20 protein-coding genes are annotated in these 22,003 nt (G+C 49.3%); 7 read left to right on the top strand and 13 right to left on the bottom strand.

The window, feature by feature from the left end; translation table 11 throughout:
• Positions 1-5 precede the first annotated feature (5 nt).
• The 10 genes from rpoD to tkt form a co-directional block, all read right to left on the bottom strand.
• Entirely contained in the window at positions 6-1,850 is a 1,845-nt protein-coding gene (gene rpoD / locus CWE06_RS07160; protein ID WP_126792614.1) for an RNA polymerase sigma factor RpoD, read from the bottom strand.
• Between the two features lie 133 nt (positions 1,851-1,983).
• Positions 1,984-3,729, bottom strand: a complete 1,746-nt coding sequence (gene dnaG, locus CWE06_RS07155) for a DNA primase (RefSeq protein ID WP_126792612.1) — start codon at positions 3,727-3,729, stop codon at positions 1,984-1,986.
• Between the two features lie 279 nt (positions 3,730-4,008).
• On the bottom strand, positions 4,009-4,224 hold the full coding sequence (gene rpsU / locus CWE06_RS07150; RefSeq protein ID WP_126792611.1) for a 30S ribosomal protein S21: 216 nt from the start codon (positions 4,222-4,224) through the stop codon (positions 4,009-4,011).
• Between the two features lie 118 nt (positions 4,225-4,342).
• Positions 4,343-5,458 (bottom strand): tRNA guanosine(34) transglycosylase Tgt, encoded by a 1,116-nt coding sequence (tgt, locus tag CWE06_RS07145; protein ID WP_126792609.1) that lies wholly within the window; start codon positions 5,456-5,458, stop codon positions 4,343-4,345.
• 18 nt (positions 5,459-5,476) lie between these two features.
• Positions 5,477-6,535, bottom strand: a complete 1,059-nt coding sequence (queA, locus tag CWE06_RS07140) for a tRNA preQ1(34) S-adenosylmethionine ribosyltransferase-isomerase QueA (protein WP_126792607.1) — start codon at positions 6,533-6,535, stop codon at positions 5,477-5,479.
• 99 nt (positions 6,536-6,634) lie between these two features.
• Positions 6,635-7,420 carry a DUF481 domain-containing protein gene (locus tag CWE06_RS07135; RefSeq protein ID WP_241972507.1) on the bottom strand — a complete coding sequence of 262 codons (786 nt, stop codon included), beginning with the start codon at positions 7,418-7,420 and terminating at the stop codon, positions 6,635-6,637.
• 184 nt (positions 7,421-7,604) lie between these two features.
• Positions 7,605-8,669, bottom strand: coding sequence for a class II fructose-bisphosphate aldolase (gene fba / locus CWE06_RS07130; protein WP_126792605.1), 1,065 nt, complete (start codon positions 8,667-8,669; stop codon positions 7,605-7,607).
• 52 nt (positions 8,670-8,721) lie between these two features.
• Positions 8,722-9,900 (bottom strand): phosphoglycerate kinase, encoded by a 1,179-nt coding sequence (locus CWE06_RS07125; protein WP_126792603.1) that lies wholly within the window; start codon positions 9,898-9,900, stop codon positions 8,722-8,724.
• Positions 9,901-9,934: 34 nt separating this feature from the next.
• Positions 9,935-10,975: an erythrose-4-phosphate dehydrogenase gene (epd, locus tag CWE06_RS07120; protein ID WP_126792601.1), complete on the bottom strand. Its 1,041-nt coding sequence runs from the start codon at positions 10,973-10,975 to the stop codon at positions 9,935-9,937.
• 15 nt (positions 10,976-10,990) lie between these two features.
• A complete protein-coding gene (gene tkt, locus CWE06_RS07115; RefSeq protein WP_126792599.1) occupies positions 10,991-12,982 on the bottom strand; it encodes a transketolase in 1,992 nt (663 codons plus the stop codon).
• 203 nt (positions 12,983-13,185) lie between these two features.
• Between tkt and metK the strand changes: the two genes are divergently transcribed.
• From metK to ruvX, 6 genes are all read left to right on the top strand, one after another.
• Entirely contained in the window at positions 13,186-14,328 is a 1,143-nt protein-coding gene (metK, locus tag CWE06_RS07110) for a methionine adenosyltransferase (protein WP_126792597.1), read from the top strand.
• 151 nt (positions 14,329-14,479) lie between these two features.
• Complete coding sequence (locus CWE06_RS07105) at positions 14,480-14,932, top strand: hypothetical protein (protein WP_126792595.1); 453 nt, start codon at positions 14,480-14,482, stop codon at positions 14,930-14,932.
• Positions 14,933-15,075: 143 nt separating this feature from the next.
• A complete protein-coding gene (locus CWE06_RS07100; protein WP_126792593.1) occupies positions 15,076-15,804 on the top strand; it encodes a 16S rRNA (uracil(1498)-N(3))-methyltransferase in 729 nt (242 codons plus the stop codon).
• Between the two features lie 9 nt (positions 15,805-15,813).
• Entirely contained in the window at positions 15,814-16,773 is a 960-nt protein-coding gene (gene gshB / locus CWE06_RS07095; RefSeq protein ID WP_126792591.1) for a glutathione synthase, read from the top strand.
• 11 nt (positions 16,774-16,784) lie between these two features.
• On the top strand, positions 16,785-17,369 hold the full coding sequence (locus CWE06_RS07090; RefSeq protein WP_126792589.1) for a YqgE/AlgH family protein: 585 nt from the start codon (positions 16,785-16,787) through the stop codon (positions 17,367-17,369).
• 17 nt (positions 17,370-17,386) lie between these two features.
• Positions 17,387-17,803, top strand: a complete 417-nt coding sequence (ruvX, locus tag CWE06_RS07085) for a Holliday junction resolvase RuvX (RefSeq protein ID WP_126792587.1) — start codon at positions 17,387-17,389, stop codon at positions 17,801-17,803.
• Between the two features lie 18 nt (positions 17,804-17,821).
• Here ruvX and CWE06_RS07080 read toward each other — a convergent pair whose 3' ends face one another.
• On the bottom strand, positions 17,822-19,219 hold the full coding sequence (locus tag CWE06_RS07080; protein ID WP_126792585.1) for a PhoH family protein: 1,398 nt from the start codon (positions 19,217-19,219) through the stop codon (positions 17,822-17,824).
• A gap of 163 nt (positions 19,220-19,382) precedes the next feature.
• Here CWE06_RS07080 and CWE06_RS07075 point away from each other — a divergent pair, with 163 nt between their 5' ends.
• Positions 19,383-20,042, top strand: a complete 660-nt coding sequence (locus CWE06_RS07075; protein ID WP_126792583.1) for a pseudouridine synthase — start codon at positions 19,383-19,385, stop codon at positions 20,040-20,042.
• Here the strand turns inward: CWE06_RS07075 and murU are convergent.
• On the bottom strand, positions 19,979-20,722 hold the full coding sequence (gene murU / locus CWE06_RS07070; RefSeq protein ID WP_126792581.1) for an N-acetylmuramate alpha-1-phosphate uridylyltransferase MurU: 744 nt from the start codon (positions 20,720-20,722) through the stop codon (positions 19,979-19,981). The genes CWE06_RS07075 and murU overlap by 64 nt on opposite strands.
• Positions 20,719-21,789, bottom strand: coding sequence for an aminoglycoside phosphotransferase family protein (locus CWE06_RS07065; protein WP_126792580.1), 1,071 nt, complete (start codon positions 21,787-21,789; stop codon positions 20,719-20,721). Before CWE06_RS07065 ends, murU begins: the two co-directional genes overlap by 4 nt.
• Between the last annotated feature and the right edge of the window lie 214 nt (positions 21,790-22,003).

Here is a 22,003-nt window from a genome sequence, read left to right as displayed (position 1 = left end):
CGTGATTATTCGTCTAAGAAGCTTTTCAGCTGCTCACTGCGACTTGGATGACGCAATTTGCGTAATGCTTTGGCTTCAATTTGACGAATCCGCTCACGGGTTACGTCAAACTGCTTACCTACTTCTTCCAAGGTATGGTCAGTATTCATGTCGATACCAAAACGCATACGCAAGACTTTCGCTTCCCGAGCGGTTAAGCCACCCAGTACTTCACGAACGGCGTTCTGCAAGCTTTCAGAAGTTGCTGCATCGACTGGCAAATCCAAAGTCGTATCTTCAATGAAGTCACCCAAATGCGAATCTTCATCGTCACCAATCGGTGTTTCCATTGAGATTGGCTCTTTGGCAATCTTCAGTACTTTGCGGATCTTGTCTTCTGGCATCGCCATACGCTCAGCCAATTCTTCCGGCTGTGGCTCGCGACCCATTTCCTGCAGCATTTGACGCGAAATACGATTCAGCTTGTTGATCGTTTCGATCATGTGCACTGGAATCCGAATGGTCCGCGCTTGGTCGGCGATAGAACGGGTAATCGCCTGACGAATCCACCAGGTTGCGTATGTCGAAAACTTGTAACCACGGCGATATTCGAACTTATCGACGGCTTTCATCAAACCGATGTTACCTTCTTGGATTAAGTCCAAGAACTGCAAACCACGGTTGGTGTATTTCTTCGCAATTGAAATAACCAAACGTAAGTTAGCTTCAACCATTTCTTTTTTCGCACGGCGAGCTTTTGCTTCACCAATCGACATGCGACGGTTAATGTCTTTCACTTTCGCGATCGACAGACCGGTTTCTTCAGCGATTGTGCGCAGTTTTGACGTACAACGCTCAATTTCTTCACGCATTTCGCTTAACGTTGCGCTGTAATTAGAGCCACTGTCGACTAACTTATCGAACCAAGACATGTTGGTTTCGTTACCAGCAAACGCTTGTACAAATGTACGCTTCGGTACTTTCGCATGCTCAATGGCCAGTTTCATGATCAAGCGCTCTTGAACACGAACGCGGTCCATCATTTCCCGCATGTCTTTTACTAAGCGGTCAAACTGCTTCGGCACTAAGCGGAATTGCTTAAACAACTCGCTCAGTTTTTCAATTTCTTCTTTCGCTTTCGCGTCTTCACGGCCGCGCGCTTTAATCGCTTCACGGGTCACTTCATACTGGGTCCGCAGCTCAGCGAATTTTTCTCGAGCTAATTCAGGGTCAACACCGGTGTCCGCTGAATCGTCGTCAGCGTCGTCTTCGTCTTCATCTTCGGCGTCGTCATCTTCGTCTTCAAGCTGATCTTCGCTCAACTCAGAGCCAACGTGTGTTGCGCTGACAGGCGCGTCTTCCACTTCGTTCGGGTCAATGAAACCAGAAATGATTTCAGTTAAACGAATTTGCTCAGCTTCAAATGCATCCCACTGTTCGAGTAGAAAGTTAATCGCTTCTGGATATTCAGCAACGGAACATTGGACTTGGTTAATACCGTCTTCGATACGCTTAGCGATTTCGATTTCGCCTTCACGTGTCAGCAGCTCAACCGTACCCATTTCACGCATGTACATGCGCACTGGGTCGGTGGTACGGCCGATTTCACTTTCTACCGTTGCCAATGCAGCGGCAGCTTCTTCAGCTGCGTCTTCGTCTGCTGCATCTTCGCTCATCATGAGATCGTCGGCATCAGGGGCATTTTCGTAGACTTTAATGCCCATGTCGTTGATCATGCGGATAATGTCTTCAATCTGATCCGAATCAACGATGTCTTGCGGTAAGTGGTCGTTGACCTCAGCAAAGGTTAAGAAACCTTGCTCTTTACCTTTCGCAATAAGTAATTTAAGTTGCGACTGACGAGTCTGCATACGGGCGTTTACCTCAGTAAAGAAGATTGTGAATTCATGCGGAATGACCGCACATTATAACAAAAAACCATGGATTCAACCAGTTCAAATAGTATTTTGAATGTATTTTTTCTGGTCAGTTTCGATTTCTTGCTTACTTACGCTTCATTAAGCGTAGCAGCTCATTCAATTCTTGTAGGCGTTCACGAGTTAATTCTGCTGCCGGCAGCGCCTTTAGCTCTTCGTAACGCTGTTCTAAGTAGCGGTCAATTAAATAGCGATAGGTTTCACTAAATTCATTTTCGAGGTTTTCCTCATGAACTTGATGATCCCAAGTTGCAAGTTCGCGTAAGCGGGCCTCAAATTTTGTGCCCCGCCATTCTTCGAGTGCTTGTGCGGAAGTTAAGCCTTGCGCTGCGGTTTGGCGATGTAATGCCATAAACACTTTCATGCCGGGCAGATTTAATTGCCCAAGTTCTTCATGCACCGGGACTAGTTGACCCAATTGCGGGTGCTGAATGAGCAAGCCGATTGCACGCGATACGGGCGTCATTTTATCTCGCTTTGGTGCGTCTTTGCGGCTAGCGGTTTGTTCTTTGGCTGGCAACAAACGTTCTATTTCCGAAGTTGTCCGGCCCAGTCGATGGGCCAAAGTTTCGGTTAATAGGTCACGATAGAAGTCGCTGGCAACTTTGCCGATGAGCTGTTTTGCCTGACCGACTAACTCTGCTTTACCAGCGTCCGTGCGCAAGTCGAGTTGCTCGGTTAAGTGGTCAAAAAAGTACTCACGAAACGACTGGGCGTTGTCGAGGCGCTGTTGAAAACCTTCGGCACCTTCAGCACGCACGATCGTGTCGGGATCTTCCCCGTCGGGCAAAAACAAAAACTGGAGATCGGTGCCATCGCGTAGCAACGGCAAGGCATTTTCGAGTGCACGCCAAGCTGCATCGCGACCAGCGCGGTCACCGTCAAAGCAACAAATAACTTGTTTGGCTTGGCGGAACAGAAGCTGCAGATGATCGGACGTTGCAGCGGTACCAAGAGCTGCCACGGCATTGGTCACACCAAATTGCGCGAGAGCGACCACGTCCATATAACCTTCAACGATAATCACCCGGTCAAGGTCGCGATGCTTTTGGCGCATTTCAAAAAAGCCGTAGAGTTCCCGGCCTTTATGGAACAGTCGCGTTTCCGGCGAGTTCAAATACTTCGGCTCACCTTTGTCGAGCACACGACCACCGAAGCCAACCACACGGCCACGACGATCACGAATCGGGAACATAATACGATCGCGGAAAAAATCAAAACGTTTACCACGATCGTTTTCGGTAATCATTTTCAGCGCCAAAAGCTGTTTTTGCAGGTCAGGTGTGCGTCCAAACTCGCGAAGCACGGCGTCCCACTGTTCAGGTGCATAGCCGATGCCAAAGTCGCGCACGATCTCGCCACTCAGCCCGCGCCCCTTCAAGTACTCAACCACACGCTCACGGTTCGGATGTTCACGGAGCTGGTTTGAGAAGAAACGCGCACACTTTTCCATCAACTCAAAGTCGTCTTCGATTTCCGCACGGTCACGCCCTGGCTTAGTTCCAGGGCGCTGCTCACGCGGAACTTCAAGACCTAACATACTCGCCAGTTCTTCAACGGCGTCAGGGAACTCGAGGCCGTCGAACTCCATAATAAAATCCAGCGCGTTGCCGTGCGCACCACAGCCGAAGCAGTGATAAAACTGTTTGTCGGGAGCAACAGAAAACGAAGGTGTTTTCTCGTTATGGAAAGGACAGCAAGCTTGGTAGTTGCGACCGGCTTTTTTCAGGCGCACACGACTATCGACGACGCTGACAACATCAGCGCGCGCGACGAGATCTTGAATGAAATCTTTGGGAATGAATCCTGCCATGCGCTTACTTTACTCTGCCCTGTGATGAAATGAAACAGCCATTGTAGCTGCTTTTCTCGAACTGGCTAGTCAATTTCTAAAGCAATTGGCACTTGCAATGCACAATAAAAAAACCGTGCGATTGGCACGGTTCTTTTAATGTTCGACAGAATTACTGTGACGGTTGACAGTCGGGCTTGCTCTGCAGTGCGACCAAGCTGTAATTCCGAACGCAAATTCGAAGTTAACTCCGAAGGTAACTCCGAACGTAATACCGACGGTATTACCTTACAATATTTCTTAGTACAGGCGAGTGCGACGAGCGTTTTCGCGAGCTAATTTCTTCGCGTGACGCTTAACCGCTGCTGCTTTCTTACGCTTGCGCTCAGCCGTTGGCTTTTCGTAGAACTCACGGCTACGAACTTCAGACAACACACCTGCTTTCTCACAAGAACGCTTGAAACGACGCAGAGCTACGTCAAATGGCTCATTTTCTTTCATTTTAACTGCTGGCATTAGCCTCTCACCTCAAAAATTCATTTAGTACGCAGGCCATCAATTGGCCATGCAGGATAAAATTGGTGCTGAATTTTAAACAAACAAAGCGCCCATGTAAAGCCTAAGATCAATTTATTCAATCTAATTCGGGTACTGTTTCACCACGCTTGGCATAAAATGTTTCCACGAATTGATCAAATTGATCGTTTTCGATCGCATCTCGCATACCTTTCATGAGTGATTGATAGAAATGCAAGTTGTGAATTGTGTTCAAGCGCGCACCTAAAATCTCGTTACAACGGTCAAGATGGTGCAAGTACGCACGTGAATAATTTTGACAGGTATAGCAATCACACTCTGGGTCGAGTGGCGCAGTGTCAGTGCGATGGCGGGCATTGCGAATTTTAATCACGCCTTCGCTGGTAAACAGGTGACCATTACGCGCATTCCGTGTTGGCATAACGCAATCGAACATGTCGATGCCGCGGCGCACCGCTTCGACGAGATCTTCCGGCTTGCCAACGCCCATCAAGTAGCGCGGTTTATCTTCCGGCATTTGCGGGGCAGTGTGCTCGAGAATACGCATCATGTCTTCTTTTGGCTCGCCAACCGACAGCCCGCCAATTGCATAGCCATCGAAACCAATAGCGGTCAGGCCATTCAACGACACATCACGTAAATGTTCGTACATGCCACCTTGAATGATACCGAATAAGGCCGCTTCGTTATCACCGTGTGCCGTTTTTGAACGCTCTGCCCAGCGCAACGACAATTGCATGGAGTCTTCAGCTTGTTTTTCGGTTGCTGGGTATGGCGTACATTCGTCAAAAATCATGACGATATCTGAGCCCAATTCGCGCTGCACTTCCATCGACTTTTCTGGTGTCAGAAGAATCTTTTCACCATTAATCGGTGAGCGGAAGGTGACACCCTCTTCCGAGATTTTACGCAAATCACCGAGACTAAAAACTTGAAAACCGCCTGAATCAGTCAGAATCGGTTTGTCCCAGTTCATAAAGTCATGTAAGTCGCCATGCTGACGAATAATCGACGTACCCGGCCGCAGCATTAAGTGAAAAGTATTACCTAAACAAATTTGTGCACCCGTGTCGGCTAACTCTTCCGGACTCATACCTTTGACCGTGCCGAGCGTGCCTACTGGCATAAACGCTGGCGTATCGACCGTACCGCGGGCAAACTTCAATTGGCCGCGACGTGCTTTACCGGTTTTCTTTAGTAACTCAAACTTCATGTTCAACCTTTTAACTGGTTACGCCGACGCCTGCTCTGGCGCGCGGTCATTGCGGGTGATAAACATCGCATCACCGTAACTGAAAAAGCGATATTCGTGGTCGATGGCAGCTTGGTAAGCGCCCATAACCTGCTCTTTGCCAGCGAAGGCGGAAATTAACATAATTAAGGTCGACTCGGGTAGGTGAAAGTTCGTCACCATGGCGTCGATAACCTTAAACTCATAACCTGGAAAGATAAATATGTCGGTTTCGGCAGCGAACTCACCAATTTCGCCGCCGTTTGCTTTCGCTGCAGATTCTAAGGAACGGACTGACGTTGTGCCCACTGCAACAACGCGCTTGCCTGCTGCCTTGGTTGCTCGAATTGTTTCGACAACGTGCGCCGGTACTTCTGCGTATTCGCTGTGCATTTTGTGCTCGCGAATGTCATCGGTGCGCACCGGTTGAAACGTGCCAGCTCCCACATGCAATGTCACGTAGGCAGTGTTCACGCCTTTTTCCTGCAAACGCTGCATAATGGTTTCATCAAAATGCAGTCCAGCGGTTGGCGCTGCAACAGCTCCCGGCTTTTTGCCATACACTGTTTGATAACGCTCACGGTCACTGGCTTCATCAGGTCGCTCAATGTAGGGAGGTAACGGCATGTGACCATATGCATCAAGCCATTCCAGCACGGTTTTTGCTGGGTCAAAATGCACTTCGAATAATGCGTCGCTGCGCTCACCGATCTCGGCTGCCACAGCTTCTTCTAAAAGCAACTTAGTACCTGCTTTGGGGGCACGATTCGCTCGCACATGAGCAAGTACGCGATGGTCATCAAGAATCCGTTCCACCAACACTTCTATTTTTCCACCCGACACTTTTTGGCCCAGCATCCGCGCCGGAATCACTCGCGTGTCGTTAAAAACTAATAAGTCGCCCGCTTCTAATAAGTCAGGGAGGTCGCGGAACTGGCGATGATTCACTTCACCAGTTGGGCCTGAGAGCGTGAGCAATCGGCTGGCACTGCGATCAGGTTGAGGGTAGTGCGCAATGAGGTGGTCAGGCAACTCAAAGTAAAAATCAGACTTGTTCATGTCACTCCAATAAACTCAACGCGGCCAATGTGGCCGCGAAGATTCATCTACACGCTGTGGCGTCAACCGTCAAACGAAGAGCAATGGTGCTGTTCGTCGTTAGAAGGTGTACACCAAGGTTACCGCAGTTTCTGTATCCAGTTTGTCCGGAATACGGCCGTCAGCTTGCTCATACACCGTTGAGTTATGCGTAAGAGTCAAAGACAAACGCATCGCTAAACGAGAGTTAATATTCGCGGTTAATGCGCCAACAGCGCGCGAACGCGTATTGTCGTCACCAATTTCAGTCGAAATCAACTGGGTAAAACGAGCCGTTTCACTAATCGTCCACTGATAGTTTGCTGCCATACGAACAATCATGTCGCCGTCAGTTTCACCCGTGTCGCGACGTTTATCGAATGAATAACCCGGACCCACTTCAAAGTCGGTATACATATTGTCGTTAAAGACATAACGAGTACCGTAACCGGCCGCGATGGTTGACTGATATTCGAAACTATTCAATGCGTCGTCTTCGTACGAACCGTAGATAAACACTGAAGAATGCGAAGACGAAGCAAACTTGCGGTTACCTTGGGCCGACAAAAACAGGCGGTCGGCGTCAACCACTGAAGTGCCTTCATGAGTTTTACGCTCTTGACGGTAATAGTCCATGACGGCACGTTGACGCCAGTTCAAGGTATCGCGTTCAAGGTCGAGCTTACCTTTCCACGAGCGCGAGTCAGTGTTACCCGAGCGGATTAACACACCCACTTCGGCGCTAGCACGCCATTTACCGTCTTGCGCAGCTGGGTCCATATCTTGAATATCATCGAACATAAACGTTGATGACATCGCTGTCCCGGAGAAACCGATCAAGGCTAAGCTAAGTAGTTTTAAGCGCACGCTAACTCCTTGTCTTTTAAAACATTATCAGACCCATTGCGGTGATCTGAGGATTTTAATTTGGTGTGAAGTGCAACCCTATTGCCGCTATTTTAACGGAAACAAGGCTCAATTCGTACCCTATAGATGAAAAAGCCACCACCAGTTTTACAAAACCAGTGGTGGTGATCAGCGAATGTGCGACTTATTTAACCGTCGCAGTCAGCAAGCCTTTTTCGTATTTGATGAACATTTCTTCGAGAGAAATCGGCTTGATCTTGCTCGCATTGCCCGCGGTACCGAAGGCTTCATAACGCGCTTTACAAATGTCGTACATTGCTTTCGTTGATTCAGCTAAATATTTACGCGGATCGAACTCAGCTTTATTCTTCGCTAAATAACGGCGAATCGCTCCGGTTGACGCTAAGCGCAAATCGGTATCGATGTTTACTTTGCGAACACCGTGGCGGATGCCTTCCTGAATTTGCTCAACTGGAACACCATAAGTTTCTGGAATCTCGCCGCCAAATTCATTGATGATTGCCAACCAGTCTTGTGGCACAGACGAGCTACCGTGCATGACCAAGTGAGTGTTTGGAATACGCGCGTGAATTTCTTTAATCCGCTCGATTGCTAAGATGTCGCCTGTTGGTGGACGGGTAAACTTGTATGCACCGTGTGAAGTTCCACAAGCGATCGCAAGAGCGTCAACTTGGGTTTCTTTGACGAAATGTGCCGCTTCTTCTGGATCAGTCAGAAGTTGATCGTGAGTCAGGGTCCCTTCTGCGCCAACTCCGTCTTCTTCCCCTGCTTGACCGGTTTCTAACGAACCTAAAACACCAAGTTCGCCCTCAACCGAGACACCACAGGCGTGCGCCATTTCTACCACACGGCGAGTCACATCAACGTTGTAGTCATAATCTGCTGGCGTCTTGCCGTCTTCACGCAATGAACCGTCCATCATCACCGAGCTAAAACCCAATTGAATGGAGCGCTGGCATATTGCTGGCGAGGTGCCGTGGTCCTGATGCATAACAACCGGGATATGCGGAAACTCTTCGATAGCCGCTAAAATTAAGTGGCGCAAGAAAGGGGCACCAGCATACTTACGAGCACCGGCTGACGCCTGCACGATTACCGGGCTATCAGTGTCATCTGCAGCCATCATGATGGCACGCATTTGCTCTAAGTTATTTACGTTAAATGCTGGCACGCCGTAGCCGAATTCAGCAGCGTGGTCGAGCATTTGTCTCATTGAAATCAATGCCATTTGCGAGGCTCCTTTATACTTTTAATTGATTCGCTAACGCGAGATTTATAATTTATTCGCTGCCGCGAGCTTCTAAAATTGCAACGGCCGGTAATTTTTTGCCTTCCAAGAATTCTAAGAACGCACCACCACCCGTCGAAATATAGGAAATTTCGTCGGCAATACCATATTTGTCAATCGCTGCAAGGGTGTCACCACCACCCGCAATCGAGAACGCAGGACTACGGGCAATGGCGCGCGCCAGCACTTCTGTACCCTGACTAAATTGCTCAAATTCAAACACGCCAACGGGACCGTTCCAAACGATTGTGCCGGCATTTTCGAGCATTTTCGCTAATTGTTCTGCTGTGTCTGGGCCGATATCAAAAATCTGATCATCACCGTTCACTTCAGTAACCGCTTTGACGGTGGCCGTTGCGTCAGCACCAAATTTGTCACCAACAATGACATCCGTCGGTAATGGGATTTCTGCACCGCGAGTCTTCGCTGACTCAGCTAAACGCGCTGCATCTTTGACTAAATCCGCTTCGTACAGCGAGCGTGCAACATTATGTCCTGCAGCTGCAATAAACGTATTGGCAATGCCACCACCAACAATCAGTTGGTCGACTTTACGCACGAGCGAGTTCAATACCATCAGCTTGGTCGAAACTTTCGAGCCACCGACAATCGCCACTAACGGGCGCTTAGGGTTCTGCAGCGCTTTGCCCAAGGCATCGAGTTCAGCGGCTAACAAAGGACCTGCACATGCGATCGGTGCATATTGGGCAACGCCGTACGTTGACGCTTGTGCACGGTGCGCGGTACCAAAGGCGTCCATCACAAACACGTCACACAATGCGGCCATTTTTTTCGCTAAAACTGGGTCGTTTTTCTTTTCACCCACATTGAAGCGAACGTTTTCGAACACCACAAGCTCACCGCCAGCAACTTCAACGCCGTCCAAATAATTACTTTCGAGGCGAACCGGAAAGTCGAGTGCCGAGGCCAAGTATTTAACGACTGGCGCTAACGAATATTCAGCGTCATAAACACCTTCTTCAGGACGACCTAAATGCGACATGACCATGACTTTAGCGCCCTGTTCAAGTGCACTTTGCAGCGTCGGTAATGCTGCCTTTAGGCGCGCATCGGAGGTCACTTTGCCATCTTGTACCGGCACGTTTAGGTCTTCACGGATTAACACGCGCTTACCGCGTAAATCCATATCACTCATGTACTTCACAGTCATTTCTTAGTCCTTGCAAAAATGCATTGAAAGCAGTTTAGTCTAATCCGGCTAACGTCGCAGCTGACTCGAGCATTCGATTGGCAAAGCCCCACTCGTTGTCACACCAGCACAATACTTTGACAAGTTGCTTATGGCTCACGCGTGTCTGCGTACCGTCAATGATACTTGATCGGGCGTCATGATTAAAATCAGACGACACCAAAGGTAATTCAGTATATCCAAGAATGCCGGCAAGATCTCGCTGAGCCGCATGACGCAGAGCAGTATTTACAGTGGCAATGTCCACTTCAGTTTGCAACGTCACACTTAAGTCCATCGCCGTAACGTTGGTGGTTGGTACGCGCACTGCAATCGCCTCAAAGCGACCGGCAAATTTCGGCAAAATACGTTCAATACCTCGAGCCAATCGCGTATCCACAGGAATAATTGATTGCGAGGCTGCACGCGATAACCGCAGGTTATCATGATAGGCGTCGATCACTTGCTGATCATTCATTGCCGAATGAATGGTTGTAATGGTTCCGCTGTCGACGCCGAAAGCATCGTCGAGCGCTTTAATCACCGGCACAATACAGTTTGTGGTGCAGGAGCCATTGGAAATAATTCGATCGCTGGCGCTCAGGTCACTATTATTGATGCCTTGAATGAGCGTGAAGTCGACATCTGGCGAAGCCGGGTGGGAAAATAGCACCCGCCGCGCGCCTGCCGTCAAATGAGCTTGGCCTTCTGCTCTGCTGGAAAATACACCGGTACATTCCAGCACAACGTCAATGTTGAGTTCACGCCACGGTAGGTCATTCAAATCCCGCCGATGTAACACTTGAACTGCATGTTGGTTGATCAACAAGGTGTCATTTTTGTCACTCACGTGCGCCGCAAAGCGACCATGAGTCGAGTCGTATTGCAGCAAGTGCGCCATGGCCGACGTACTTGCTAACTCGTTGATAGCAACAATCTCAATGCGCTGATCCCAACCAGACTCGATCCAGGCTCGCGCAATACTTCTGCCAATACGCCCGAAGCCATTTATCGCAACGCGAATCTTTGCTTGCTGCGGCTGTCCAGTTGGAACCATTTCACTTCCTTTCATTTAAAGCGATTGAGCGACTTTCACCACGTTTTCAACAGTGAAGCCAAAATGACGGAATAATTCTTCCGCCGGAGCCGACTCACCAAAGCTGGTCATACCGACGACTGCACCGTCAAAGCCGGTATACTTGTGCCAAAAGCCAGCAATACCCGCTTCAATGGCGACACGGCGACGAACCTGCGGTGGTAAAACGCTATCACGGTAGGCTTTATCTTGTTGGTCGAATACGCAGGTTGATGGCATTGAGACCACCCGCACTTTCTCCCCATTTGCAGTCAGCTGCTCCGCCGCTTGCATGGCTAATTCAACTTCCGAACCTGTCGCAATCAGAATCAATTCAGGCTGTTCCGCAAAGTCTTTCAAAACATAAGCACCTTTACGCACGTCAGCGAGTTGCTGAGCGTCGCGTGCCATTTGCGGTACACCTTGGCGCGTGAAAATTAAGCAGGTTGGACCGTCAGTGCGTTCTACCGCAGCTTGCCAAGCAATTGCCGACTCAACTTGGTCACACGGACGCCATGTTTGGCAGTTCGGCGTTAAGCGCAAATTGGCTAATTGCTCAACCGGTTGATGGGTTGGACCGTCTTCACCAAGACCAATCGAATCGTGGGTATAGACATGAATGACAGGCTGCTTCATTAGCGCAGCCATGCGCACTGCGTTGCGAGCGTATTCCATGAACATTAGGAAGGTTGCGCCATACGGACGGAAACCACCATGCAACTGAATACCATTCATAATGGCAGACATACCAAATTCACGCACGCCGTAATAAATATAGTTACCGCTTGCATCTGCAGCCGTCAAAGGCTGTGAGTCTTTCCAAATGGTTAAATTCGAGCCAGCTAAGTCTGCTGAGCCGCCCATTAGTTCTGGTAAAACCGGACCAAGTGCGTTCAAGGCATTTTGTGACGCCTTACGGGTCGCAACTTTTTCTGGGTTCGCTTGCAGTTTTTCAACATAAGCGGTGACCGTTTCGTTCCAGTCTGCTGGCAACTCACCGGCCATCCGGCGACTAAACTCTGCCGCTAATTCTGGGTGTGCTTGACTATACGCGGCGAACAATTCATTCCACTTCGCTTCGACAGCAGCGCCCTTCTCTTTGGCGTCCCACGCAGCGTATACGTCTTCTGGCACTTCAAACGCAGCGTGGTTCCAGCCTAATGCTTCGCGAGTCTTGGCGATTTCATCGTCACCTAATGGGGCGCCGTGACAGCTTTCAGTACCCTGCTTGTTTGGTGCGCCGAAGCCAATAATTGTTTTACAGCAAATTAATGTTGGGCGCGTGCTGTCAGCTTTCGCTGCCGCAATGGCTTGCTCAATCGCGTCACTGTCATGACCATCGACATCGGCAATAACCTGCCAGCCATAACTCTCGAAGCGCTTGACGGTGTCGTCGGTAAACCAACCTTCCACTTCACCATCAATTGAAATGCCGTTGTCGTCGTAAAATGCAATCAATTTGCCAAGCCCCAACGTGCCGGCTAATGAACAGACTTCATGGGAAATACCTTCCATCAAACAGCCGTCACCAAGGAAGGTATAAGTGTAGTGATCAACAATCGGGAATTGTGGTTGGTTGAACTGCGCCGCAAGTGCTTTTTCAGCAATCGCCATCCCAACCGCATTTGAAATACCTTGGCCAAGTGGTCCGGTGGTCGTTTCAACGCCTGGCGTGTAGCCATACTCTGGGTGACCCGGGGTTTTCGAATGCAATTGACGGAACTGTTTAAGGTCGTCGATGCTGACGTCATAGCCGGTTAGATGTAACAGTGAGTAAATCAACATTGAGCCATGACCATTTGACAAAACAAAGCGGTCACGGTCAGCCCAGTTTGGGTTCTGGGGGTTATGTGACATATGATCCCGCCATAACACCTCTGCGATATCTGCCATGCCCATCGGGGCTCCAGGGTGACCAGACTTGGCCTGTTGTACTGCATCCATACTTAACGCACGAATCGCATTGGCAAAATAGCGACGATCTGACATCGGAAACTCCTGACTGTATTGATCAATATGAAGGCGCACAGCGTACACCACTTAGCGCGCGTATTGTCCATCATTCGAGCGATTCACGCAAATTGGAAACGTTGAGAATTTGTTTCATTTAGACAGATAGACGTCTAAATGTAGATTTTTATTCATCAATCGGCTACCATACTCCCACTTTAAGTCTTAGCTTTGGAATTACTATGGCTCGTCACGTATTTACTTCTGAATCTGTGTCAGAAGGTCATCCTGATAAAATTGCGGATCAAATCTCTGATGCCGTGCTTGATGCGATTCTCGCTCAAGACCCAAAAGCCCGTGTGGCTTGCGAAACTTTTGTCAAAACCGGCATGGTTTTAGTTGGCGGTGAAATCAACACCAATGCGTGGGTTGATATTGAAGAACTCACTCGCGACACCGTGCGTAAAATCGGCTATGTCCACTCAGACATGGGCTTCGACGCTGACAGTTGTGCAGTATTAAACGCAATTGGTAAGCAGTCTCCTGACATTAATCAAGGCGTTGACCGTGAGCGTCCAGAAGATCAAGGCGCCGGCGACCAGGGTTTAATGTTTGGTTATGCCACCAATGAAACCGCAGAGCTCATGCCTGCACCAATTATGTATTCGCACCGCCTCGTGCAAAGACAAGCAGAAGTGCGTAAAGCTGGTTTGGACTGGTTGCGTCCTGACGCGAAAAGCCAGCTCACCTTCGTTTACGACAATGGCAAACCAGTCGGTATCGATGCCATCGTGCTTTCCACCCAACATGCTCCGGAAGTCAGCTTGCAAGAATTACGTGACGGCGTGCTTGAACACATCATTCAGCCTGTATTACCGGCTGAGTGGCTAACCAAAGAAACCAAAATCCATATCAACCCAACCGGTCGCTTTGTTATCGGTGGGCCAATGGGTGACTGTGGTTTAACGGGTCGTAAGATTATCGTCGATACCTATGGCGGAATGGCTCGTCACGGCGGTGGTGCGTTTTCGGGCAAGGATCCATCGAAAGTTGATCGTAGTGCCGCTTATGCAGCGCGTTATGTCGCCAAGAACTTAGTTGCCGCTGGTTTAGCGGAGCGTTTAGAGCTGCAAGTTTCGTATGCAATTGGTGTTGCTGAGCCGACATCCATTAGTATCGAAACCTTTGGTACCAGCAAATACGACGAGGAAACACTCATTCGTTTAGTGCGCGAGCACTTTGATTTGCGTCCTTACGGAATTTTAAAAATGCTTGACCTCGAGCGCCCAATTTACCTGCCGACTGCAGCGTATGGCCACTTCGGTCGCGAAGAGTTCCCGTGGGAGCGAACCGATAAAGTAGACGCTATTTTAGCCTCTCTGTAACGCTCGCCCCAGATAAAATTGAAGCCGCTTGAGTCTTGCTCTGGCGGCTTTTTTATTGGCGTTGAAAAATTGCCAACCTGATCGTTGTCGGCTAAGCTCAATGAGATAAAAACAATTATTTGTCAGTACTTTAAAAGTGATGAGGCAAGCTATGAGCGACGATAAAAATATGATTCCCGGCATTAGTGTCAAACAGCAACTTGGACCGGCACTCATCCAAGCGCTGATCTTAGTTATTTTACGATTATTCACAATTCCATTAAGAATTTGGTTAGGTGCTATGGCGCGATTAGCCGAACTCCATGAAGAAACCCGCAATGAATCTGATTCGACAAAAACCACCGAGTTTCCAGTTCTCGACTGGTTTCGTCGTGCCTGGGATGGTGTCATTCTGCTTTGGTGGGTTGGCGGCGGCATTTTCGTGGTGTTTGGATTCCTCGGTGGCATTTTCATCTATGGCATCATGGAAGCCTTCGCTACTGCACTCGCTGCGACCGTTGTGCTCTATTTCTCAGTTATCTTTATCTCGTTAATGAAAGAGTCAATGATTCTATTGTTATCGATTGCCACCAACGTCGAAAGCATTCGTCGCAAGCGCAATTAAGAAATTGAGCTAGCATGCAGGCATACTAGAGGCCTTGCCGCTGTTACGTTGGAGCGGTAACATGACGTTTTAACGAATGTCTTGACGAATGTCTTGACGAACGTCTTGACGAACGTCTCGACGTTTCAGCAGCAAGGATCTGTATGCGTATTCCTCGGTTCTATCAAACTCAAACCTTTGCGCTCAATGGTGTCTTCCAACTGAGCGATGAAGCCAGTCATCATGCGAGCCGTGTGTTGCGTTTACCCGTTGGTGCGACCATCGAGCTGTTTAACGGCGACAATCGTGCTTATACCGCTGAAATTACTGCGGTCAGCAAAAAGAGTGTCGACGTCAAAATCACCGCTGAGCGCGAGGCCAATGTCGAATCAGACCTAAAAATCCATCTCGCCCAAGGTATCAGTAAAGGCGACCGCATGGATTTCGTTTTACAAAAATCGGTAGAACTCGGTGTGCATGAAATTACGCCCCTGTTTACCAAGCGCTGTAATGTGAAACTTAGCGGTGACCGGTTAGAAAAAAAGCAGGAACAATGGCAAAAAATCGTTATCTCAGCATGCGAACAGTCAGGACGAAACTTTGTTCCGAAAGTACTCCCAGCGATGAAGCTCACCGATTGGCTTGCTGCCGAGCGTAACGGTATCACCGTCACTCTCGATCCACATGTCAAAACGCCATTCTCCGGTTTAGCTGAGGCCAATGAATACCATCTCCTGATTGGCCCCGAGGGCGGCTTTTCGGAGCAAGAGGTGTTAGCCACTGCCGCCGCAGGTTGCCACCCGGTTCAGCTTGGGCCGCGGATTTTACGCACCGAAACTGCAGCACTTGCAGCCATAACTGCGTTACAATGCCATTTTGGCGATTTAGGTTAGGAGTCCGACATGATCCGTGTTGCTATCGTCATGGACCCAATTGCGTCCATTACCACTTACAAAGACACCAGTTTCCGTATTGCGCTTGAAGCGCAAGCTCGTGGCTATGAGTTACTTTATCTTGAGCTAGCCGACATGTTTATTGACCAAGGCACGGCGAAAGCACGCGTTCGTCCGTTGCAGGTCTGGGATCGTAGCGAAAACTATTTCCAATTAGGCGCCGACGAAATCGTCAACATGGGCGATCTCGATGTCATTTTCATGCGCAAGGATCCACCATTTGATATTGAGTTTGTTTACGCAACCCATATCTTAGACTTAGCCGCACGTGACGGTGCCTTAGTGGTAAATCGTCCGCAAAGTCTGCGCGACTGCAGTGAGAAGCTATTCACCGCGTGGTTCCCAGACTTGATCCCAGCGACGCTTGTAACACGCAGTACCAAACAGATTCGTGAGTTTCACCAAAAGCATCAAGACATTATATTGAAACCGCTCGACGGTATGGGTGGTGCGTCTATTTTTCGGGTTGACGAGCAAGGCTCAAACCTTGGTGTCATCATCGAAACACTGACTAACCATGGCAAACGTTTCGCTATGGTGCAGGAATATTTGCCGGCCATTAAAGACGGCGACAAGCGCATTTTAATTATCAACGGCGAGCCGGTGCCCTATTCACTCGCACGGATACCGTCTGCGGGTGAAACGCGAGGCAACTTGGCAGCCGGTGGTAGTGGCCGTCCACAGCCATTGAGCGAAAGTGACTTGGAACTGGCTCGCACCATTGGGCCAGTTTTAAAAGAGAAAGGTTTATACCTTGTTGGGCTTGATGTGATTGGCGATCGTATCACCGAAATCAATGTCACTAGCCCGACGTGTATGCGCGAAATTGAAAACGCATATCAAATTAATATTGCAGGTCAATTATTTGATGCTGTCATCGCTGATTTACCCTCAGCATCACGTTCATAAAAGGAGTGGATATGTCAGACACCCCGAAAAAAGCACCGTTTCATAGCCTGCAGAATCATTTTTTAATTGCCATGCCTGGCTTAAATGATCCGTTTTTTCACCACACGGTCACCTATGTCTGTGAGCACAACGAAGAAGGCGCGATGGGTTTAGTGATTAACCAACCGGTCGGCCTTACCGTCGCGAGCTTGCTTGAACAAATTGAAGTGGAAGTCACGACGACCCGTTCGCTCGAAGATATCCATGTTCTCACCGGCGGCCCTGTCGCCACCGACCGCGGTTTTGTTTTACACCCACCACAAGAAGGCTGGCGCAGTAGTTTGCAGTTAAGCGACGAGATTATGATTACTACATCTCGCGATATCCTTGAGTCGCTTGGCTCAGACCGAGCGCCGCAACATTTTTTGCTCACCCTGGGATACGCAGGTTGGGACGCTGGCCAACTCGAAGAGGAAATTGCCGACAACTCGTGGTTAACCATTCCTGCTGACGCTGATTTGTTGTTCCATACCCCCACTGCACAGCGATGGGAAAAAGCTGCTGAGCGTTTAGGTTTCGATATTAATCAGCTCTCCAGTGAAGCCGGACACGCATAGTCGATAGGTAGCAATCCATGAGTATTCTTGGCTTTGATTACGGCACGAAAAGCATTGGCGTCGCCGTCGGTACTGCGTTAACCGGTACCGCTTCGCCGTTGCCAGCTTTGAAAGCCAACGATGGCGTGCCGCAGTGGGCGCAAGTTGAAAAGCTGATCCAAGAATGGCAGCCGGCGCTTTGTGTCGTCGGTCTACCACTGAATATGGATGGCACCGAGCAACCACTTACAGCACGCGCAAGAAAGTTTGCGAATCGACTTCACGGTCGCTTTGGCGTACAAATCTTTCTGCAAGATGAGCGGCTAACCACGGTCAGTGTCCGTGAAGAGTTGTTTGCCCGAGGTGGCTTCCGTGAACTGCAAAAAGGCCGCGTCGATAGCGCCGCGGCCTGTGTGATTTTAGAAGATTATTTTGCCCACCATGCAGCCCTGTAGCTGCCTACCTGTAGCTGATTATAAGTTTTCTTCCGCATACTGTGCCAAACTCGAACGCACAACGCCGTTGAGGTTCATGGTCGAGCTGCCATAGTAATTTTTAAAGCGCTCAACAATAAAGGTTAAGCCGGACGTCACAGCGGTTAAGTAATAGCTGTCAATTTGAGCCAAGTTACCGGAGCAAATAATTTTCGTTCCAGCACCGCAGCGAGTGATGATAGTTTTGAGCTGACTCGCCGTTAAATTCTGCGCTTCGTCAAGAATCACCACAGCATTCTGAATACTCCGACCGCGCATGAAGTTCAGCGACTTAAACTGAATATTGGCTTTTTTCATGGTGAACTCAAGACTCGCATCCATGTGCTCATCATGTTTGTGCAATACTTCTAATGAGTCAGTAATCGCAGCAAGCCAAGGCGCCATTTTCTCCTCTTCGGTACCCGGTAAAAAGCCAATCGATTCGGCTATTTCCGGTGTATTGCGAGTCACGATAATTTTCTCGTACATGCCCTTTTCGACCACTTGTTCAAGTGCTGTGGCAAGTGCAAGTAATGTTTTACCGCATCCTGCGGGGCCCGTTAAAATGATTAAGTCTTGGCTTGGGTCAAGCAAGGCGTGCATACCCATCGCTTGATAGATATTCTTTGGACTAATTCCCCATGCTCGAATACCCATGAGCCGCTCGCGGCCTAAGTCTAAAATTTTCACATGGCTGTCGGTGAAACTTTCAACGCGAGCGCAAAAGTGGTCCGTTTCATCTAGCAAGTATTCGTTCGGGTAAACCGTTGGGAACAAGTCGCGAGCAATAAAATGATAAATGTCGCGACCATCTTGCTCGGTTTTGACCTCGCCAACACTGTCCCAAAAGTTACCCTCAAACTGATAAAAGCCTTTTGACAATAAGCGAATATCATCAATTAATTGGTCCGTACGATAGTCTTCAACGCATTTAACACCTGCGCCTTTGGCCTTTAAGCGCATGTTGATGTCTTTCGTGACTAACACCACTTTCGCCGGTGCTTTGTCTTTTTGTAATTGCAGCGCTGTTTGAATAATCCGATGATCATTTTCATTCAACGCCAACGCAGATTCTGCCTGACGTAACTGAAAATCGGGGAAAATCGACAAGTGCCCCACAGCTTGGTGTTCACCTGAAATCCGCGTCAGCGGCACTCCGTCGATAATTTGCTCTGGAGTTGCTTCATGCAGTGCTTCTTCGAGCGAACGAATTGCCACCCGGGCGTCGCGACTGACGTCTTTCTGGCGGTCTTTGATATGGTCGAGTTCTTCAAGGACGACCATGGGAATGACAACGTTATGTTCTTGAAAGTTTAAAAAGGCAAGCGGTTCATGCAAGAGGATGTTGGTGTCGAGAATATAGAACTTGGGGTCTTCATTCTGAATCGATTCAGGCATAGCCCACCTCTGATTTTTTGTTGTTGTCTTTTGAGCATAGCGCAAGAAAATGACGCTGTGATGAATTCCATAAAAAAAATTCAAAAGGTAGTGATTTCTGGTAACATTTCGCAGCTCTGACCATCCGTCACAAAATTCGTCAAGAAACTCTTATTAGGCTTTTATGTTTGTTTATAACCCGCCCCAAACCCCTTGGTTATCGATTGTGTATCGTGACGAGCATGTCATTGTGCTGAATAAACCCGCTGGGCTTTTGACGGTTCCAGGTAAGGCTCCAGAACACAAAGACAGCTTGGAAAAACGCGTGCAAGCGGTTTTGCCAACTGCACTGATTGTGCATCGATTAGACATGGCGACGTCTGGCTTAATTATTATGGCGCTGGACAAATTTAGTCAGGGCCAGTTAGGACGGCAGTTTCAAGAACGGCAAGTACAAAAACGTTATCGCGCGCGGCTGCACGGGGTGTTAGAAAGTGAATCAGGAACGGTTGAATTACCCTTGCGCTGTGACTGGCCGAACCGGCCGAAGCAAATGGTCTGTTATGAGCACGGTAAGGCTGCTCTAACCAAGTTTGAACGCGTTGCGGTGAATGCAACAAGCACTGAAGTTCTGCTCTACCCTGTCACCGGTCGTTCGCACCAATTGCGGGTTCACATGCAGCAACTCGGGCATGCAATCATTGGCGATCGCCTCTATGGCTGCGAGGATTGCAAACAACAGCCACGCTTATTGCTACACGCAGAGTGGATTGCCTTCCGTCACCCGCGCACGGGTGCGGCGCTCGAGTTTGAACTACCGGCAGAATTCGCTTCGAGCAACTGATTCAGTTGCTGCAAACGTTCTGGGGTGCCAACGTCAGTCCATAACCCTGCATAGTGTTCACCGACTAAACCACCACGTGCTAACTCAGGCAAAAACACTTCGCGCAGCGGCAAGCGTTTTCCGGAGTAGCTCAACCAAGGTTCAAATAGCTGCGGATGTAACACACTCAAACCACTGAAGGTCAAACCAGGTTTGCTCCCTACTCTGGGCGTGACTTGGCGGCTCGAATCAAGACAAAAGTCGCCGAGCGGATTGTGCTCTGGGTTATTCACCAGAACTAAATGACCCAGTTTGTCATTGAGTTCCGTCGGTAAATTAGCGTAATCGTAATCACTAAACACATCGCCATTCACCAGATAGAAAGGATCTTTTCCTAACAGCGGTAAGGCCTGCAAAACCCCGCCGGCGGTTTCCAAACCGCCGGCTGGTTCGTGACTCCAATGAATCGTCAGTCCCCAATCGGCACCGTCCCGCAAACGTTCGACCAACACCTCCGGCAGCCAAGCCGTGTTAATCACCACATCGGTCACGCCAATTGCGGCAAGCTTTTCAAGGTGCCAAACAATTAACGGTTTGCCCGCCACGGACAAAAGTGGTTTTGGCTGACTGTCTGTTAGCGGTCGCATGCGTTCGCCGCGGCCTGCGGCAAGGATCATTGCTGTGCAGGCAGAAACCTTCATACGCTTTCCTGATGCTCCGTTTTCGCAGCCTTAGCCGCAATGGCCGGTTGAATGCGTGCTTTTAGCCAGTCATGGTAGTCCGCTAATTCCGGATAATCAGCGGATACGTCAACAAGATACTGCACGGTGCGCGGGACATCGGCCAAGTAACCTGCCTTGCCATCCCGATGGTAAAGACGTGCGAAAATTCCGCTGGCTTTGGTATGGCGCTGTAAGCCCATCAAATCAAACCAACGGAGAAACTGTTGCCAGCTCACTCCGTCAATGAGGCCTTCTGATTGCAATAGCGCATACGCCTCTTCAACGCGCGCCAACACCCAATCTCGCGGCCAAACGACATAGCAATCACGCAGGAGGGAGACAAGATCATAAGTAATGGGGCCGCGTACCGCGTCTTGGAAATCAATCACGCCTAAATCACGTCCACCTTGTAGCGGCTCAGCCAGTAGCATGAGGTTGCGCGAGTGGTAATCGCGATGAACACCAAGCTGTGGCTGCGCTAATGCGTTCTCAATAAGCAATTCGTTTACCTGCTGCCAAAGCGCTTGCTCTGCGGCTGACAACTCGAGGCCTAAATGTTCCTGCAATAACCAGTCGGTAAACAGGCTATTTTCGCGCTGTAATAAGGCGCGGTCATAATCCGGAATCGCCCCCTGGCGATGTTGTTTTACCGCCATGATCTGAGGCAGCAGTTCAATCGCAGTTTGATAACGCGGTAGTGCCGTTGCCATTGAAAGATTATCCGCGAACAATCGGTTGCCGAAGTCTTCCAAAAGCATCACGCCAAGTTTTGCATCGGTGGCCAGAATTTTCGGTGTGCGCACACCCTGTTCTTGATAAGCAATAGCAAGCGAGACAAATGGCTCGAGCGACTCTGGCGGTGGCGCGTCAACTAGCACCAGACTGTCCGGCTGTTGCGACTGGCTGGGAGAATGCAGGACGACCCGAAAATAGCGTCGAAAACTCGCATCACCCGCAAGTGACTCGACAACAAAACTGGATTTCGGAGCGAGCTCGCTCACTTGACTTTGCAACCAGGGTTGTAACAGACGCAAACGTTGATCCACTGAAACCTCATTTATTTAACTTTTTAACTGCGATGAGCATATTAGCAAATAGCCGCGCAAAGGAAATTGCTTTATCATAATGCTTACGATGCCAAATCAAACAACAATAGTTAAGCTTTCATGAATGAACAGCAGAAATTGATGCTGAATCAGAGACGTTGCCTGCTCAATGAGCATGCGACGCATTCCGCGCTTCCCGCTTCCCGCGCCTTCG

Source organism: Aliidiomarina haloalkalitolerans, from assembly GCF_003987315.1.
GTDB lineage: Bacteria > Pseudomonadota > Gammaproteobacteria > Enterobacterales > Alteromonadaceae > Aliidiomarina > Aliidiomarina haloalkalitolerans.
This window is presented reverse-complemented; position numbering and strand designations above follow the sequence as displayed.

Bases quoted from the DNA above. Each gene is read 5' to 3' on its own strand.
- CWE06_RS07080 (WP_126792585.1), bottom strand. From the start codon at position 19,219: ATGCCTGAATCGATTCAGAATGAAGACCCCAAGTTCTATATTCTCGAC.
- rpsU (WP_126792611.1), bottom strand. From the start codon at position 4,224: ATGCCAGCAGTTAAAATGAAAGAAAATGAGCCATTTGACGTAGCTCTG.
- CWE06_RS07125 (WP_126792603.1), bottom strand. From the start codon at position 9,900: ATGACTGTGAAGTACATGAGTGATATGGATTTACGCGGTAAGCGCGTG.
- CWE06_RS07105 (WP_126792595.1), top strand. From the start codon at position 14,480: ATGAGCGACGATAAAAATATGATTCCCGGCATTAGTGTCAAACAGCAA.
- tgt (WP_126792609.1), bottom strand. From the start codon at position 5,458: ATGAAGTTTGAGTTACTAAAGAAAACCGGTAAAGCACGTCGCGGCCAA.
- rpoD (WP_126792614.1), bottom strand. From the start codon at position 1,850: ATGCAGACTCGTCAGTCGCAACTTAAATTACTTATTGCGAAAGGTAAA.
- ruvX (WP_126792587.1), top strand. From the start codon at position 17,387: ATGAGTATTCTTGGCTTTGATTACGGCACGAAAAGCATTGGCGTCGCC.
- gshB (WP_126792591.1), top strand. From the start codon at position 15,814: ATGATCCGTGTTGCTATCGTCATGGACCCAATTGCGTCCATTACCACT.
- queA (WP_126792607.1), bottom strand. From the start codon at position 6,535: ATGAACAAGTCTGATTTTTACTTTGAGTTGCCTGACCACCTCATTGCG.
- tkt (WP_126792599.1), bottom strand. From the start codon at position 12,982: ATGTCAGATCGTCGCTATTTTGCCAATGCGATTCGTGCGTTAAGTATG.
- dnaG (WP_126792612.1), bottom strand. From the start codon at position 3,729: ATGGCAGGATTCATTCCCAAAGATTTCATTCAAGATCTCGTCGCGCGC.
- CWE06_RS07075 (WP_126792583.1), top strand. From the start codon at position 19,383: ATGTTTGTTTATAACCCGCCCCAAACCCCTTGGTTATCGATTGTGTAT.
- metK (WP_126792597.1), top strand. From the start codon at position 13,186: ATGGCTCGTCACGTATTTACTTCTGAATCTGTGTCAGAAGGTCATCCT.
- CWE06_RS07100 (WP_126792593.1), top strand. From the start codon at position 15,076: ATGCGTATTCCTCGGTTCTATCAAACTCAAACCTTTGCGCTCAATGGT.
- epd (WP_126792601.1), bottom strand. From the start codon at position 10,975: ATGGTTCCAACTGGACAGCCGCAGCAAGCAAAGATTCGCGTTGCGATA.
- fba (WP_126792605.1), bottom strand. From the start codon at position 8,669: ATGGCATTGATTTCAATGAGACAAATGCTCGACCACGCTGCTGAATTC.
- murU (WP_126792581.1), bottom strand. From the start codon at position 20,722: ATGAAGGTTTCTGCCTGCACAGCAATGATCCTTGCCGCAGGCCGCGGC.
- CWE06_RS07090 (WP_126792589.1), top strand. From the start codon at position 16,785: ATGTCAGACACCCCGAAAAAAGCACCGTTTCATAGCCTGCAGAATCAT.